Annotated in this window: 11 protein-coding genes; 6 read left to right on the top strand and 5 right to left on the bottom strand. The window is 56.3% G+C overall.

What is annotated here, in order from left to right:
• Positions 1–76 precede the first annotated feature (76 nt).
• The 3 genes from H5P17_RS14690 to H5P17_RS14680 all read left to right on the top strand — a co-directional run bounded on the left by H5P17_RS14690 (position 77) and on the right by H5P17_RS14680 (position 7,409).
• Complete coding sequence (locus tag H5P17_RS14690; RefSeq protein ID WP_182823643.1) at positions 77–2,839, top strand: TonB-dependent receptor; 2,763 nt, start codon at positions 77–79, stop codon at positions 2,837–2,839.
• An 83-nt stretch (positions 2,840–2,922) separates the two neighbouring features.
• The gene (locus tag H5P17_RS14685) at positions 2,923–4,620 is read left to right on the top strand and encodes an ABC transporter ATP-binding protein/permease (protein ID WP_182823641.1); all 1,698 of its coding nucleotides are present in this window, start codon (positions 2,923–2,925) and stop codon (positions 4,618–4,620) included.
• Complete coding sequence (locus tag H5P17_RS14680; RefSeq protein ID WP_255477924.1) at positions 4,614–7,409, top strand: pitrilysin family protein; 2,796 nt, start codon at positions 4,614–4,616, stop codon at positions 7,407–7,409. Before H5P17_RS14685 ends, H5P17_RS14680 begins: the two co-directional genes overlap by 7 nt.
• A 52-nt stretch (positions 7,410–7,461) precedes the next feature.
• On the opposite strand, the gene H5P17_RS14675 is transcribed toward H5P17_RS14680, so the two are convergent.
• Entirely contained in the window at positions 7,462–8,373 is a 912-nt protein-coding gene (locus H5P17_RS14675; RefSeq protein ID WP_182823639.1) for a DMT family transporter, read from the bottom strand.
• A gap of 129 nt (positions 8,374–8,502) precedes the next feature.
• On the opposite strand from H5P17_RS14675, the gene H5P17_RS14670 reads away from it, so the two are divergent.
• Both H5P17_RS14670 and H5P17_RS14665 read left to right on the top strand, forming a co-directional pair.
• On the top strand, positions 8,503–9,072 hold the full coding sequence (locus tag H5P17_RS14670; RefSeq protein WP_044551247.1) for a helix-turn-helix domain-containing protein: 570 nt from the start codon (positions 8,503–8,505) through the stop codon (positions 9,070–9,072).
• A 132-nt stretch (positions 9,073–9,204) separates the two neighbouring features.
• Positions 9,205–11,148 carry a DUF3857 domain-containing protein gene (locus tag H5P17_RS14665; RefSeq protein ID WP_182823637.1) on the top strand — a complete coding sequence of 648 codons (1,944 nt, stop codon included), beginning with the start codon at positions 9,205–9,207 and terminating at the stop codon, positions 11,146–11,148.
• A 51-nt stretch (positions 11,149–11,199) separates the two neighbouring features.
• On the opposite strand, the gene ggt is transcribed toward H5P17_RS14665, so the two are convergent.
• Complete coding sequence (gene ggt / locus H5P17_RS14660) at positions 11,200–12,873, bottom strand: gamma-glutamyltransferase (protein ID WP_182823635.1); 1,674 nt, start codon at positions 12,871–12,873, stop codon at positions 11,200–11,202.
• A gap of 151 nt (positions 12,874–13,024) precedes the next feature.
• Entirely contained in the window at positions 13,025–13,888 is an 864-nt protein-coding gene (locus H5P17_RS14655; protein ID WP_182823633.1) for a LysR family transcriptional regulator, read from the bottom strand.
• Positions 13,889–14,036: 148 nt separating this feature from the next.
• On the opposite strand from H5P17_RS14655, the gene H5P17_RS14650 reads away from it, so the two are divergent.
• On the top strand, positions 14,037–15,167 hold the full coding sequence (locus H5P17_RS14650; protein ID WP_182823632.1) for an agmatine/peptidylarginine deiminase: 1,131 nt from the start codon (positions 14,037–14,039) through the stop codon (positions 15,165–15,167).
• 68 nt (positions 15,168–15,235) lie between these two features.
• Here H5P17_RS14650 and H5P17_RS14645 read toward each other — a convergent pair whose 3' ends face one another.
• Positions 15,236–15,445 (bottom strand): 4-oxalocrotonate tautomerase family protein, encoded by a 210-nt coding sequence (locus H5P17_RS14645; RefSeq protein ID WP_044551238.1) that lies wholly within the window; start codon positions 15,443–15,445, stop codon positions 15,236–15,238.
• A gap of 13 nt (positions 15,446–15,458) precedes the next feature.
• Positions 15,459–16,199: an SDR family NAD(P)-dependent oxidoreductase gene (locus H5P17_RS14640; RefSeq protein ID WP_044551236.1), complete on the bottom strand. Its 741-nt coding sequence runs from the start codon at positions 16,197–16,199 to the stop codon at positions 15,459–15,461.
• Positions 16,200–16,309: the final 110 nt, after the last annotated feature.

Below are 16,309 nucleotides of genomic sequence, written 5' to 3'. Positions count from 1 at the left end.
ATTCTCATTATCACGTCTTCCCAGGTGCTGTGCCGATGGGTACGGCACTTTCATTTTCTAGGGAAGAACACTCAACATGACGCAAAAAAACAATAAACGCTCTGGGATGCCGGCACTGACCGCGATAGCGCTGGCGACGCTGCTGTCCAGCCCACTGGCTGGTGCCGCAGCACTGCAACTTAATATGGCTGAACAACCTCTGGCTAATGCCATTGCGCAGATCGCGCGACAGGGGCAACTGCAGGTGTTGTTCACTGAGACAGACTTGCAGCACTTGCGTGCTCCGGCGCTCAACGGCAGCTACAGTCCGCAGACCGCCTTGCAGCAGCTCCTGGTCGGCAGCGGCCTGACGTTGGTCGACAGCGGCAATGGCTATGTGATCCGTCCGCCGGCCGCACTGGGCAATACCAAGGGCATGGTGTTGCCAACTACGTCGGTGATGGGAGAGGCCGGCGGGCGCAGCGCGGACAATCTGATGTCGGCGCCGCAGGTCATCACTTCCGAAGAGATCCGTCAACGCTCAACCGGTAACGGCAACGTCACCGAACTGTTGAAATCCAACCCTGCGGTACAGTTTTCCAATGCCGGGAATACCGGCCTGACGCAGGGTGAAATCAAACCTGAGGCGATATCCATTCATGGTTCGTCGAGCTATCAGAATGCTTATAAGTTAGACGGCGTCAGTTTCAACAACGACGTTGACCCTGCCAGTGACGGTAACGGCGAAACCATCACCCGTATCGACAGCAGCGAGCAGGGCATGTATATCGATAGCCGCCTGATCGACAGCGTAACGGTGTTCGATAATAACATCCCGGTTGAATACGGCGGCTTCACCGGCGGCACGTTGGACGTCACCAGCCGCCGCTGGCGCGGTGAAAACAGTGCGCATGCGTATTTTCGTGAAACGCGTTCCTCGTGGAATAAAGTGTTCACCGATCCTGATATGGATTTTGACAGCGCCAAAAACGACACCAGTCGCCCTGGGCGCTATCAACCCAAATACACCAAACAGAACTTTGGCGGCTGGTTTGAGGCAGGGATTGCCGATAACCTCGGCATCGTGGTTTCCGCCTCGCACCGTATCTCCGATTTGCCTACCTACACCACCGGTGGCAGCGGCCTGCAGTTAGGGCCGGACAATGCCCTGGAAATTGTGTCTACCGAGCCGGGTTACCGTAATCAAAAGCGTGTTTCCGACAACTATTTCGCCAAACTGTCATGGGATGCCAATGAGCGTACCACCGCGCACCTTTCCGCTAATTACTCGGCTTACACCAGCAAGCTGTTTTCCAGTAGCGTACTCAATTCAGGCTATGACAATGACCACAATGGCCTGAGCACCACGTTGCAACTGGAGCATCGTTTTGACGTTGCGAGTCTGGATCTCACCGCCAATTACCAACAGTTAAAAGATCAGCGAACCAACGATCTGAAGGATTATTACACGCTGGAGGATTACTCTGACTGGCGCAACCCGCAGTACTACAACAATGGCGGTCAGGGGGATTTGACGACGCGGCAAAACAGCGGTGCGGTGAAAGGCGTGCTGAGGTTTACCCCTTTCCAGGCCCTGGGGCTGCGTCATTCGCCGAACATGGGGTTTGAAGTCAACAAAACCAGCGCCCGTTACCTGCGCGATCGGGATTACTACCGTTACAAGTTCAGCGGTACCCCGGAAGATCTGGAGTACATGAACAATGCCAGTTACGTCACTCGCTTCCGGGCAGGCAATTATCAGGCAGGTTATACCAACTATGCGTTGTTCCTTGACGACAGCATGCAATACGGGCGTCTTACCGTACGGCCGGGCATTCGCCTGGACCGAGACGATTTCGTCGAAAAAACCAACCTAGCCCCGCGACTGACCAGCAGTTTCGATGTATTCGGTACCGGATCAACCGTTCTGATTGCCGGCGCCAACCGCTACTACGGTCGTTCAATGCTGACCTACGCGTTGTATGAGGCGCAGAATGCCGGCATGGAACACTGTTACTATTTCTGCTCTTTGGATCCGGCGGAAAACGACTGGGATGGCGTGAAAGATTTTGAAGGCGTCGACAGCCTGTCCACTCCCTATAACGATGAGCTCAGCTTTGCCGTTGAACAACAGGTGATGCAAAGCCTGTGGCGCTTGCAATACGTGCACCGCGAAGGGCATGACGAAGTTCGCAGCCGCACCAAATATGCCGACAGCGCCAACGCCATGAAATCGCGGATCCGTACTTTCGATAACGGTGGCCGCAGTAGCCACGACACCTTGTCGTTGGCGGTCAGCAACAGCAAACCCTGGGAGCTGGGTGCGGTAACGCATGCGTTGTCGGGGTCCATAAGCTGGCAGCAGAGCAAAAGCAACACGCCAAAAGACCAGGGATATGCGTTTTTCGATCCCAACACCAAGCTGGATTCCGACAAGGTGTGGTATGACGGCCGGGTGATAAACGCCGCTGACCTGCCTGCCACCGACTTCAATTCGCCGTGGCGCTTTAACCTGGAGCTGACCAGCGACTGGCAGGAATACAACCTGACGTTTTATAACCGTTTGCAGTGGCGGAGCGCACGTAATCAGGCGGTTCGCTACGGGAATGAATATTACCTCGATCCCGACAGCGGCAAGCAAATGCTCAAATACGACAAAACCCACTTCGCCAGCAATTTCCGCTGGGATACCAAAGTGACGTGGCAGCCGGCCTTTGCCTATGGCGTCGGCATCTCGGTTGAGGTCAATAACCTGCTCAACAAACGCAACGTGGCCGACACCTTTGTTTATGGCGATCGGGTCTTGCACTCCTACGAGCCGGGGCGTCAGTTCTGGCTTCAGCTGAATTACGATCTCTGATCCCTTTTGATGAACTTGACCCCGGGCATTAAGGCCCGGCGGTCAGGCATGGGAATTTCTCAACCTGGGTTAGCGGTTCACTAATGAAAACTTTGAAGCAATTTTGTTATCTTGCCGCCCCTTTCTGGGGGCGGCGTGCGGCGCTGTGGTCATGGCTGCTGCTTTTGGTGGTGTTGGCAATGAGCCTGTCATCAGTCTGGTTCAACGTGCGTCTCAACCAGTGGAACGGCGAGTTCTATAATGCGCTGCAGCAGCTCAACAGCCAGTCGCTGTATCGTTTGCTACAGGACTTCTTGCTGATTATCACCGCGTTGATCCTGGTGGTGGTCTTTGCCGACTACCTCAAACAACGCTTGATCATGCGATGGCGTATCGGTATGACCCAGCATGTTCTGGCGCGCTGGCTGTCGGCGGACGGTCGCCACTACGATCTGAAAATCAATGCGCTGGTGCCAGATAACCCGGACCAACGTATCGCGGAAGACGTGCGGTTGCTGATTGAGTCCAGCCTGCGGTTGCTGATCACCTTTCTGCATTCGATGCTGACCCTTATTTCATTCGCCACCATTCTCTGGCAACTGTCCGGCAGCCTTAATTTTGAGCTGATGCAACGCAGTTGGCGTCTGCCTGGCTACATGTTCTGGGTCTGTATTGTCTACACCTTGGTGGCTATTGGATTGACGCATTGGATTGGCTATCCACTGCGCCGGCTCAATATGGAAAAACAGCGGCGCGAGGCGGATTATCGCAGTGGGCTGATTGCCCGCCGCGAGGCCAGCGACGCGATAGCCGGCCAAAGAGGCGAGCGGCATGAACAAGCGGCGCTGCTTTCCCGTTTCGCCGCCGTGGCGGAAAACTGGTACCAACTGATCCGTTACGAAAAAAACCTTTCATTCTTCACCGTCGGTTATCAGCAATTGAGTGCGCTGGCACCGATCTTCTTTGCATTGCCCAAGTTTCTCGCCGGCGAATTGCTGCTGGGCGGGCTGATGCAGATCCGTCAATCCTTTGCGCAAGTGGCTGGAGCCTTGGGGTGGTTTATTTTCTCTTATCGGGAAATTGCCGCCTGGCAGGCTACCGTGACTCGTCTTTACAACTTTGTCGTACTGCTGGATGCCCCGGCCACTGACCCGACGGACAATGCGGCGGATCTGGCCACGCCGTTGCAAGCGACGCTGGACGTCAAGACGGCGGAGGGGCGCACGCTGTTGGAGAACGTCGTCATTACCGCCACTGCCGGTAGTTTGTCGTTGATTCAGGGCCGTTCCGGCATAGGAAAGTCTACGTTGTTGCGAACGCTGAGCGGACATTGGCCGCACTTTCAAGGACAGATCCACCGTAGCGACAGGGTGTGCTGGATCCCTCAGCGTCTCTATCTGCCGGTTGAACGGCTGGATGACCTGCTGGCGTACCCGCTGTCCCGCGGCAATTTCAGCGAGGCACGCTATCGCCAGGTATTGACGCAGGTTGGCCTGCCTCAACTGGTTGCGCAACTGGCGCTATCGACCGACTGGCAGCAGCGCTTATCCGGAGGGGAACAGCAACGCGTGATGTTCGCCAGGCTGCTGCTTAACCGTCCTGCATTGGTCTTATTGGACGAAACCACCTCCGCGTTGGACAAATCCAGCGCCCGTCATCTTCTGCTGTTGCTGAAACAACAACTTCCGCAAAGCGCGGTGTTATTGGTCAGCCACCAGGCTTTCCTGGCCGATATCGCCGAGCGCTGCTATGCGCTTGATGAGGCCTCGGTGAATAATCACGGAGTTACACCACCATGTTGAACCGGCTCGTCATGATCCCTCTGTTGGTCCTGCTGCTGGGCTGTGCGCCATCCCAAAAAGGCGCCGGCCCTCAACCCCTGCCGTTGCGGGCTGATTTACACCACTTCAAGCTGGATAACGGCCTTCAGGTCTATCTGTTGCCGCGATCGCAACCCGGTGCCGAATTACGGCTGATCGTGAACAGCGGATCGCTGCAGGAAACCGAACGGCAGCGCGGACTGGCTCATTTTGTCGAGCATATGGCCTTTAAGGGGACTCGCCATTTCCCCGGTGCCAGCAGTTTTAAATCGCTGGAAAAGCAGGGTATTACGCTGGGCAGTCACGTGAACGCGGCCACCAGTCTCAACGCCACCACCTACAAGCTTTCGTTGCCGAAGGCCGACGAACAGCAAGTGCAGCTGGGTCTGCGCATTTTGGCGGACTGGGCGGGGGGGATCAGTTTCGAGCCGGATGCTTTCCAAAAGGAACGCCAGGTGATTGTTGAAGAGTGGCGTTTGCGCCAAGGGGTGGGGTCTCGTATCAACCAGTCGCTGCAAGATTTGCGCTATCAGGGCAGCCGCTATGCGGAGCGTGATCCTATTGGCCTGCTGGACGTCGTGGAGCAAGCGCCCGTTGCCGATGCGATGGGCTATTATCAGCAATGGTACCAGCCACAGCGTATGGCGTTGGTGGTGGTCGGCGCATTCGACCCCGACAGGGTGCGTCAACAGGTGAGCAGCCTGTTTACGATGCCGAAACCGGCCCATCCCGCGCAAGACAATCCCGATTGGAAAAGATTTGCGCCACAGTCTGGATTATTGACCACCACAATACTGGACCCTGAGCAGGGAACACGGATTATCCAGTTGAGCATTCAGCGCGATCTGCCGCAGGCATTGAATACCGACAATGGTCAATGGCGCGATTTGCTGGATACCTTATGGCTCAACATACTTAACCGGCGACTCTCGCTGCTGGTCGATAACGAAATGCTCCCGATGGCCAGCATCAATCAACAGGGCGCGCTATTGGATAACCAACGCATTCAGCATTTGCTGATCGCCCGTCCTAAAGACGACGACTATGCTGGAGCGCTACGCTTGCTGTTCGTCGAGTTGCAACGCCTGGCCAGCGCAGAGGTCAGCAAGCAAGAACTGGACGCTGCGCGCCAACAGGTCTTAACCAAATTACGCCAACAGGCTGCGGCAGAAGGGCGCTATCAGCATGATTATCTGGCGGATAACCTGACGACCGCCATCGAGTTTGATCTGCCGATGCTTAACAAACAGCAGCAGTTGGCGATGACGCAGGCCTGGCTCGATGCCATCACGGTGAAACATATTCAGGCGCAGGTGGCTGAATTGCTGACGGTGGGATCACCGCGCCTGGCGCTTATCGGCCCCGACAGCGATAAAAACAAGCTGGACACGCGGCAATTGGCGGCGCTCTGGGAAAGCATTCGCCATTCTCAGCCCGGCCCCTTCACGTTAACGGCAAAGCCGGTGACATTGTCACTGAATTCGCCAACGGCGGGCAAAATCATCGCCCGACAGAAGCTGCCGGTGGCCGGAAGTGAGCAATGGACCCTGAGTAACGGATTGCGGGTGATCGTTAAAGCGGACAATAGCCTGAAAGACGACATTCAACTGTCATTGCGTATTCCAGGAGGACGCTCGTTAGAAGCGGCCAACGGTGTCGGTGAAGTCAACTGGGCCATGCGTTTGCCAGAAGCCAGTGGCTACGGCCAGTACAGTGCCCGTCAGTTGGCCAGATTGAACAAGCAGAACGACATTAGCCTCACGCCCTATGATGAAATGCTTTACCACGGGCTGCGGGGTTCGGCACCGCCGGAACAGTTGGAAACGTTGTTACAGCTGTTATATCTGAAAATCACCGCGCCGCAGTTCGATGCCAACAAACTGGAACAGCAAAAACAGGCCTTTGCCCTCAGTCTGGCAAAACAACCGGTTGAACGGCAGTTTCTGGACCATCTGACCCGGGCAGCCTACCAAAATGGCGATCGGTTATTGATGACGCCAGAGGGCGCGTGGCGTGATTTCAGCGTCGAAAGTTTGTCCCTGCGACATCAGCAACTGTTTGCTGCGACTCAGGACATGACGTTAACCCTCAGCGGGGCGATAGACCTGCGGCGCTTGCAAGCATGGGTGGAACGTTGGCCGGGCGCGTTGCCGGCGTCAACGCAGCGTTCCCAGTGGCGGGATCTTGGCATTGTGCCAACACACCGTAGCCTCAAGGCCGATTATCCGCTGGCCAGCAGCCCTAAAACCATGGTCAGCATGCAATTCTCGGCCGACGCGGCATGGTCGCAATCGAACCAGCTCGGTTTACAACTGCTGGATAAAATTGTCAGCCTGCGCCTGCGTTATGCCCTGCGAGAACAGGCCAGTGGGGTTTATACGTTGGGGTTCTCACAGTTGCTGGCCAAGTTACCGCAACCTTATTATCTGGCACGTCTCAATTTTACCGTTGCGCCACAACGCGCCAAAGAGCTGAGCGACATAGCCCTGAAAGTTTTGCATCAGACCGCGCGCGAAGGCGTCAGCCAGCAAGAGTTGATTAAGGCGAAGAAGGCCTGGCGGATCGAACAACAGGCCAGCCAAAACAGCGCCAGCTATTGGACAGACACCTTGGCGCAGGTGGCGGCTGATGACGGAAACTTTGCGTCGTTGGCTCAGGAAGACACTTTGCTGGAGGCCGTAACCGTTGAACAACTCAACGAACTTGCGGCGCAGTGGATAGGCAAAAATCCAAAAGTCTTTACACTAAGTCCGGCAAAAAATGCGCAGTAACGTCAGGCAACGCTAAAATTCGGCGGGAACCCCAGTCGGCATCCCGCCGGTTTTATGCCGCGTTATCGGATGAAGGGCGGTTAGCCCGATTTTCCCGCACCAGTCGCCAGCCAAAATTCATGCCCGCCGCCGCAAGCAAGATGGCGGCGGCGCCCGACAGTTGCATCAGGCTAAGGCGGTGTCCGAATACCGCCCAGTCGACGATAATCGCCACCAACGGATAGATGAAAGACAACGCGCCTACCAGGGCGGTGGGGATTTTCTGGATTGCGCTGTACAGCAGCGAAGACATCAGCCCGGTGTGCACCAGGCCCAGGGTCGCCAGCAGCAACCAGCCGTTGGCCGTTGACGGCAGTTGGGCCCAGCCGGCGAACGGCGCCAGCAGCACGACGCCCAGGGTGAGCTGGATCAGCACGATCAGGTGCGGTGGTACCTCTTTCAAACGCTTGACGATCGCCGCCGCTACCGCATACATAAAGGCTGCGCCCAGCGCCAATAACACGCCAGTGAAGTAATCGGCACTGGCATCGCCGCCATCTTGTTTACCGCTAATGATCAGCAGCATGCCGACGAAGGCCAGTACCAGCCAGCCAAACTTGGTCGCCGTCATTTTTTCGCCGAAAAACAGCACCCCGAGCCCAACCAGCATAAAGGGCTGGACGTGGTAGGTGACGGTCGCCACCGCAATAGAGGCATGGGTGTAAGCACCGAACAACATTACCCAGTTCAGCACCAGGGCGATGCCGCCCAGCACCGCAATGGCGGCCTGACGTCGGGTCAGCATGCCTTTTTTAAGCAGGCCAAGCAGGGCGCAGGCGATCAGCATCGCTAGCGCGCCAAACGCGCAGCGCCAGAAAACCACCGTGGCGGGCGGCTGCCCCAGCAGCACCACCGGCCAGCCCACGGTACCGGAAATGACCATGGCAAGGGTCATCTGCAACACGCCACCGGTTTTTATCTTCATTTGCTTTCTCCCTGCTAGCGCGCTGCGCTTGCCGCCGTTGGCGGTTATCATTAAAATGAACAACTGAACATTATGATGAACACCTGATGGGCGTTCGTCAAGTCGAACGAATGAACGATATGGTGAACAATGAGCGACTTTGTCAGCAATAACGCTACGCCCATCGGCCTGCTTTCGGCCGCCATTCGCCGTGAACGCGAGCGATTGGGCCTCTCGGTTACCGAATTGGCTCGCCGAGCCGGCATTGCAAAATCGACGCTTTCGCAGTTGGAAACCGGCAGCGGCAACCCCAGCCTGGAAACTTTATGGGCGTTGGCGATGGCGCTGGATGTGCCGGTTAGCCGGTTGATTTCTCAGCCACGCCAACACGTTCAGGTGATCCGCGCCCATGAAGGGGTGACCACGGTTTCCGAACAGGCCAACTACGCCGCCACCTTGTTGGCGACCTGTCCGCCAGGGGCACAGCGCGATATTTACCGTCTACAGGTTCAACCGGGCGAAGCCCGCATTTCGCGGCCGCATATGCCGGGCACCATTGAGCATGTGATTATCAGCAGCGGCAGGGCGTTAGTCGGGCCTAAGGACCAGCCGGTAGAATTGAGTGCAGGGGATTACATCAGTTACTCCGCCGACCGCGAGCATATTTTTGATGCTTTGGAGAGTGATACCACGGCTGTCATGTTGATAGAGCAGGGTTAGGTCAGGCACGCCGGGCTGAACCGGTATTTTATTGAAAACGATTCTCAATTGTATTAGTGTGCCGCTCTTGCGCCAGTGGTCAGTACTTTATCAATGTCACTGTTATCGTTTAAAAAACTTCAAGGAACGAAGATGAAAATTATCATCCCTTCTCTCGTGTTGGCCGCTGGACTGGCGGCGACGCACCCGGCAACGCTGTTGGCCGTGGAGGCCCCCGCGGTTGCCGCCAAGGATGCCGCCGTTAGCAATGATTTCAGCTTTGTACGTTACCGCGCGGATTATCAAGTCAATGCCAATGCCAGCAACACCAAGACCGAGAGTTATGAGGTGCTGCTCAAAACCAAGGCGGCGGTGGAGAAGTTCAGTCAGATCCGCCTGAGCTACAGCGAAAAAATGGAAACGCTGAAGGTGGTTTCGGCCTATACGCTGACGGCCGATGGACAGCGCCATGATGTCGCGCCCGATCGCATTTATACCCAGGAAAGCTACTCCAGCGCCTCTGCACCGCTGTATGCCGATCGCAAGGTAAGGGTGATCGTCTTCTCCAACCTGGCGCCGGGTTCTCGCGTGGTGTATCAGGTGTTGCGCACGCAAAATACACCGTATTTCCCGGACTACTTCGGCCTGTGGGAGACCTTCAGCGTCTTCGACCAGTTTGATGACGCCGAGGTCAATTTGCAGGCGCCGGCCAATGTGCCGATGCATGTCTTTACCCGAGGCGTAGAGGGCGCAGATAAGCCGCAGATCCGTGACGGTCAGGCCCACTGGCGCTGGCACTACCGGCGCAGTGAACCGCTGGAAGCGCAAAACTGGTCGGCGAACAGCTGGACATTCAGCCCAACCATCATGGCCAGTACCTACCGCGAATGGCCACAGCTGGCCAAAGCCTATCAACAGAAAGCCAGTCAGGCGGCCAAAGTGACCCCGGCGATCCAGGCGTTGGCGGATAAAATTACCGACGGCATCAGCGACCGTCGTGAGCAGACGGCGGCGATTTATCGCTGGGTGGCACAGAATATTCGTTACGTTGCGGTCTATTTGGGCAACGGCGGGCTGGAGCCGAATTCGGCGCAGAGCATTCTGGATAACCACTATGGCGACTGCAAGGATCATGTGGTGATGCTCGAGGCGTTGCTGGCCGCCAAGGGCATCGTTAGTTCACCGGTGCTGATCGGCATGGATCAAGGGCCGATCTTGCCGACGGTGCCGCTGCTGGGCCGGTTTAACCACGCGATTACCTACGTGCCGGAGTTCAATCTGTATCTGGATTCTACCAGCCCGTGGGCGCGCTTCGGCCAACTGCCGGGGGCCGATCTTGGGGCCCCGGTGCTGCTGACGCGCGAAGCCAAACTGGCGCGTACCCCGGATAACGACGAACAGCGCAACAATACGTCGCTCAGCGTGGACTTCTACTTCGATAAAGCGGGCAATATGCGCGGCCAAACCGAACGCAAGCTGGGTGAGGTGGATGAGATCAACCTGAGAGGCTATTTCTCGCAAATCAATCAGCAGAACCGGGCGAGAGTCGAAGAGAACATCATGGCGTCCTCAGGCATTGATGGCCGTGGGGTTATCGTGAAGCAAGGCGATGCGTTCGATCTCAAAAAGCCGTTTGCCTACAGTTACAAATTCAAAGCCGAGGATTATGTCGATTTCAGCGTAGTGGGCGGAATGGCCGTACCGACGCCGCCCGGCGGCAAGTCTTTCCGTACGCTTTACTCGACGACGTCCGCCCCGGCTAACGAAACGCCGTTCTTCTGTACCGCGCAGCAGTACGACGAGACCTATCGCCTGCACCTGCCCGCCGGCGTGCCGATTATCGCCATTCCCAAAAACCAGCAGTTCAGCAACGCGGCCGGTCAATACCAGGTTGAATGGCAGCTCGAAGGACAGCAGGTGGTGGGCAACCATCGGCTACAGCTGAATGCCGTGCGTGGCAAGGACGCACTCTGCCAGGCGCAGGATTATCCGGCCTTCCGCGCCTTGTTCCAACAGGTGCGGCGTGGCTTCCGTGGTCAGGTCGTGTACGGCGAGTTGGCGAATGCCGGTGCTACGCCTGCCGTCGCCAAGCAGTAGAAACCCAAAAAAACGGGCGTACCTTTCACTGGTGCGCCCGTTTTTTTATCGTTATTTCATCACTACCAACCCCACACCACGGCCACGCGGATCGGAGGCGGTTTCCGGCGTGTCACCATTGACGCGGATCGCCTGTATATCCCCCATGTACCAGCCCTGATCTTCCAGTGTGTATCCCATGGCTTTCAACTGGTCGGCCACGTTGCCGGTCAGTGGGGCAAAAGCGTCGTAGAAAATAGTGTCTTTCGGCAACAGTTGGTGATGGACGCGCTGAGCGGCCACCGCTTGTTCCAGCGGTAACCGGTAGTCATAGAGATTGTTTATCACCTGGAAAATCGAGGTGAAAATGCGAGAACCGCCAGGGGTGCCGATCACCAGGCTAACGTTGCCGTCGCGGGTGATAATGGTCGGGCTCATGGACGAAAGCATGCGTTTGCCCGGCTCAATGGCGTTGGCGTCGCTACCGACTACGCCAAAGGCATTGGCCACGCCCGGTTTGGCGCTGAAGTCGTCCATTTCGTCATTCAACAGGAAGCCTGCGCCTTTCACCACGACACCGCTGCCGAAGTCCCAGTTCAGCGTATAGGTATTGCTGACCGCGTTACCCTGAGCGTCAACAATCGAGAAATGCGTGGTTTGATGGGGCTCCAACCCTGGGCGCACCTTTTCGGTCGGTGAAATGGCGGTCGGGTTGATCTCCGCAGCTCGCTTTTGTAAATAATCCGGGGTGACCAACTGGGCAACCGGCACCTTGGCAAAGTCAGGATCGCCGAGGTAATCTGCGCGATCGGCAAAGACGCGCTTTTCGATTTCCGACAGTAAGTGAATATAGCGGGCGGAGTTCAGCTCTACGCCTTTGAAATCGGCAGCTCGGTCTTCTTTTATGCCCAGTAACTGCGCCAGCGCGATACCACCGGAGCTGGGCAGCGGGGCGGTATAAAGGGTATTGCCGCGCCAGGCGATTTTCATCGGTTCGCGCCACTTTACCCGATAGTCAGTCAGATCCTGCTGGGTGATCAGGCCACCATCGTGCTGCATCTGGGCGATCAACAGTTTGGCGGTTTCCCCCTGATAGAAGTCCTCTGCACCCCGGTTGGCGATGCGTTCCAGAGTTTTGGCCAGCTCCGGCTGTTTAAACACCGCGCCGGGTTTCATGCTGCCAAAGTAATCGCCGAAGTTGGTTTTGTCGGCGAACAGCTTGTTGGCATCCTCGCGGTATTGGTATTGCTGATCGGCCACCTTAAAGCCTTGCTGCGCATAGCCGATAGCCGGGGTCAGCAGCTCTGCCCAGGGCAACTTGCCGAAGCGTTTATGAGCCTCCCACAGCCCGAGTACCGTGCCGGGTACGCCGGCGGCCTTGGTGCCCACCAGGCTGAGGTTTTCGATCACTTCGCCTTTTTCGTTAAGGTACATGGTTTTGGTGGCCGCTTTGGGCGCGACTTCCCGGTAGTCGAGGAAGTAGGGCTTGCCGTCGACGTACAGGGTCATAAAACCGCCGCCGCCGATGTTGCCGGCCTCCGGGTAGGTCACCGCCAGCGTAAAGGCGGTCGCGACCGCGGCATCGACAGCATTACCGCCGGCCTGCAAAATTTGTGCGGCCACTTTGGCACCGTATTGATCCGGCGCCGCCACGGCACCGGCGTTCAGATTAGCGGCGAATACCGAAGGGCTGAGAGTGGCTAACGCCACGCCAAGTGCTAATGTTTTTAATAAACCAGAATGCATAGCCTTTCCTTTCGAATTGAACGATGACAGGTGAATTCAATCTCAACAACCACTTAGCGCCATTGTTTAAGCTTGTTCGGGCGCTTGATTGAAAGTAGCACCGCTCAATCCGTCGCGCTTTATCCTGCGTTTGGAAGCGTGAGGTAGAACGTTAAATCGCCGCCGGTAATTGGGTTAGTAACCACTCACAGAAATGCTGAGTGAGGGGATTATTCTCGCTGTCGCGATGAATCAGCCATGCCCAATGGGGGCCGCGCACGCTTTGTTCCGTCAGTGGCTGCAGCAGGCCTCTAGCCTGTGCCTGCTGTGCCAGCAGTTGGCTGACCAGAGCGATGCCCAGACCGTCGCAGGCCGCATCCAACAGCAGGCCGGGATCGGAGAAGTTCAGGCCGTGGCTGCTTTGCCCAACGTTGGCGCCGCCCTGAACCGCCCAATGACTCCAGTCCATCTCACGTTCGCCGTGCAAGGTGGTGCGTTGTGCCATATCCCGCTTCAGCAGCTCAGGATGGCAAGCCGGATAGAGCCGATCCTGATGCAGCATTTTGAGACTACATTCAATTTGCGCGCTGAGATCGTCGCGTATCGCCAGATCGACGGTTTCGGTCGCCATATCCGGTGGATCGAAGGTGGTGAACAGCCACAGGTCGATATCCGGGTGCTGCCGGTGGAAGCTTTTAAGGCGTGGAACCAGCCAGTGGCGGGCAAACGCCGGCGTAGTGTTGACGATCAGTTGGTTGGGTTTGCGGTACTGCTCCAGACGGCGGATGCCAACGGCCAACTGTTGCAGCATCACCTGGGCGGTGCTGTAGAGATCCTGACCGGCATCGGTCAGGCTGACGCTGCGGCCGCTGCGGAAAAACAGCGGTTGCTCCAGGAAGGCTTCAAGGCTGCGAATTTGTTGGCTGATCGCTGACTGAGTGAGGTGCAACTCATCGGCGGCCTGGTGGAAACTGCCCAGCCGGGCGGCGGCTTCAAAACCGCGCAGGGCGTTCATCGGGGGCCAGTGCTTTAGCATTATTGATAAGCCTATCTAATCAGGTGTCCGCTAAATGTATCCTTTGTTTTACCTGGATTAAAGGGCTTAACATAGCCGTTATCGACATCACGCCGTCTTTTGCTGAATAGATTAGCTAATTGTTTTGGCGGCAATACAGGAGCAAACCATGTCAACACGTCGTGAATTTATCAAACGGGCTTCCCTGATCGCCGGCATTAGCCTGACGGCCTCGATGGGGCTGGCATCATTGTCCAGCCACGCGGCTCAGAAAACGGCTGGCGGAAGCTGGCGCATGCCCGATGAGGGCGAGCCTCAGCAATGTGCATTTATCGCTTTTGGCGCACAGCGGGCGATTTGGGGTGAGTTCACGGCGGACGTGCAAGATGCCCTGGGCCGCATTGCCCGTGCTATCGCGGTTTACCAGCCGCTGACGGTATTTTGCCGTGAACGCGAACGAGAGTTGGCAGAGAAAAAATGCGGCAGCCACAATGTGAACTTTGTCATTACCGAGCTCGATGATATTTGGATGCGCGATATCGGTGCCAACTTCGTTACCAACCACGCGGGGGAGTTGGCGGCGGTGGACTTCAATTTTAACGGTTGGGGCAATAAGCAACGGCACGGTAAGGATGCTCAGTTGGCCGCTTTCCAGGCCAGGCATTTCGGCGTTAACCCACTGCGCCGCAGTGCGCTGGTAGGGGAAGGCGGTGGCATCGAAGTGGATGGCCATGGCACCGGCATCATGACCGAGAGCAGCTGGGTCAATCGCAACCGCAACCCTGGCTGGAGCCGCGATCGGGTAGAGCAAGAGCTCAAAGCGATGCTGGGCCTGCGAAAAATCATCTGGCTGCCGGGGATTAAGGGCAAAGACATTACCGACGCTCACGTCGATTTTTATGCCCGTTTCGTCAGCCCAGGCGTGGTGATCGCCAACCTGGACAGCGATCCGGAGTCCTACGACCATCAGGTCACGCTGGATCACCTGGCGATCCTCAAACAGGCCACGGATGCCGATGGGCGCAAGATACAGGTGCATACGGTGTCGCCACCGCTGGATCCACGACGTAGCCGCTTCAGCAAGGGCAATGCCGATTTTGCCGCCGGTTACATCAATTACTTTGTCATCAACGGCGCGATTATCGCTCCGGAGTTTGGCGATGCTGAAGCGGATGCCGCAGCCTTGGAATTATTGACGGCGCTTTATCCGCAGCGTGAAGTGGTGCAGTTGAATATCGACGCTATCGCCGCCGGCGGTGGGGGGATCCATTGCGTGACCAGCCAACTGCCGGCCGTTTAAGGCAGATCAATCGCTTCTAGGGGGCACCTGCCGTGCCCCCTAAAACAGGAAATAACGATTTTACCGCTTCACTGTTGAAGCTGACTCTTGCGCAGTTCGGTCACGCTCTGTCCTCCCACGCCCCAGTTGTCGGTAGCTACCTCATCAATGACTACAAAAGTAGTATGACGCGGCTTATTCAGTACCTGTTCCAACAATTTACTCACCCCTTCAATCAACAGGCGTTTGTGCTCGGCGCTTACCGCTTCATCGGTGACTTTAATATTGACATATGGCATAGCAAGTTAACCTTTACCAGACACCGGCAGTGGAGCCGCCGTCTACAGTAGCGACTGTCCCCGTAACAAAATTGGCGTCGGTGAGGTACAGCACCGCATCTACGATATCCTGTGGTTGACCAATACGCCCCGTGGGTGCCAGCTGTTTCATAAATTCAATGCCTTGCTCATCGGAACCATGCATTGGCGTGGCGATAATGCCGGGTGCGACGGCATTGACCATCACGTTATACTGCGCCAGTTCAAGCGCAAGTCCGCGTACAGCATGATTTAAGCCGCCTTTAATCAGCACCGGTAACAGTGCAGGGACTTTATTATTGGGCTGCATGGCTATAGAAGCGGTAATAGCGATGATATGGCCTGAGCCATACTGCGACATATGTTTGGCTGCCGCCTGCGCTGGGTAGAAGAAGCCTTTAAGATTGGTATCAACCATGGCTTCTACATCTTGTGCGGTATATTCAGCTATTGGTTTAGCAATAAATATCCCGGCATTATTGACCAGGATATCCACCTGACCAAATCGTTGTACTGCCAGTTCGAACAGCCGGTCGGCGGTTGCCGGCAGTGCAATATCTCCCGGTACCAACAGCAGGTTTGCAGGCTGACCAAGCTTGTCAGCCGCCGACTGCAAGTTCTCCAGTGAACGGGCATTGGCGACCACATTATAACCCCGAGCCAGGTAAGCCTCCGCAATGGCGAAGCCCAAACCACTCGATGCACCAGTAACAATAACCGTTTTAATTCTGCTCATTATGCGTCCTCATCAGGGCAACCATTTGCCATGCATGCACGGTAATACATAACAATAAATTGAAAAACAGACGAAAAAGAACTTTAATTTATACATGATGTAATTAATTA

The sequence above is a fragment of the Serratia sp. OS31 genome (assembly GCF_014164835.1).
Lineage (GTDB): Bacteria > Pseudomonadota > Gammaproteobacteria > Enterobacterales > Enterobacteriaceae > Serratia > Serratia liquefaciens_A.
The sequence above is the reverse complement of the archived record's forward strand: the minus strand, read 5'-3'. Positions and strand labels throughout refer to the sequence as shown.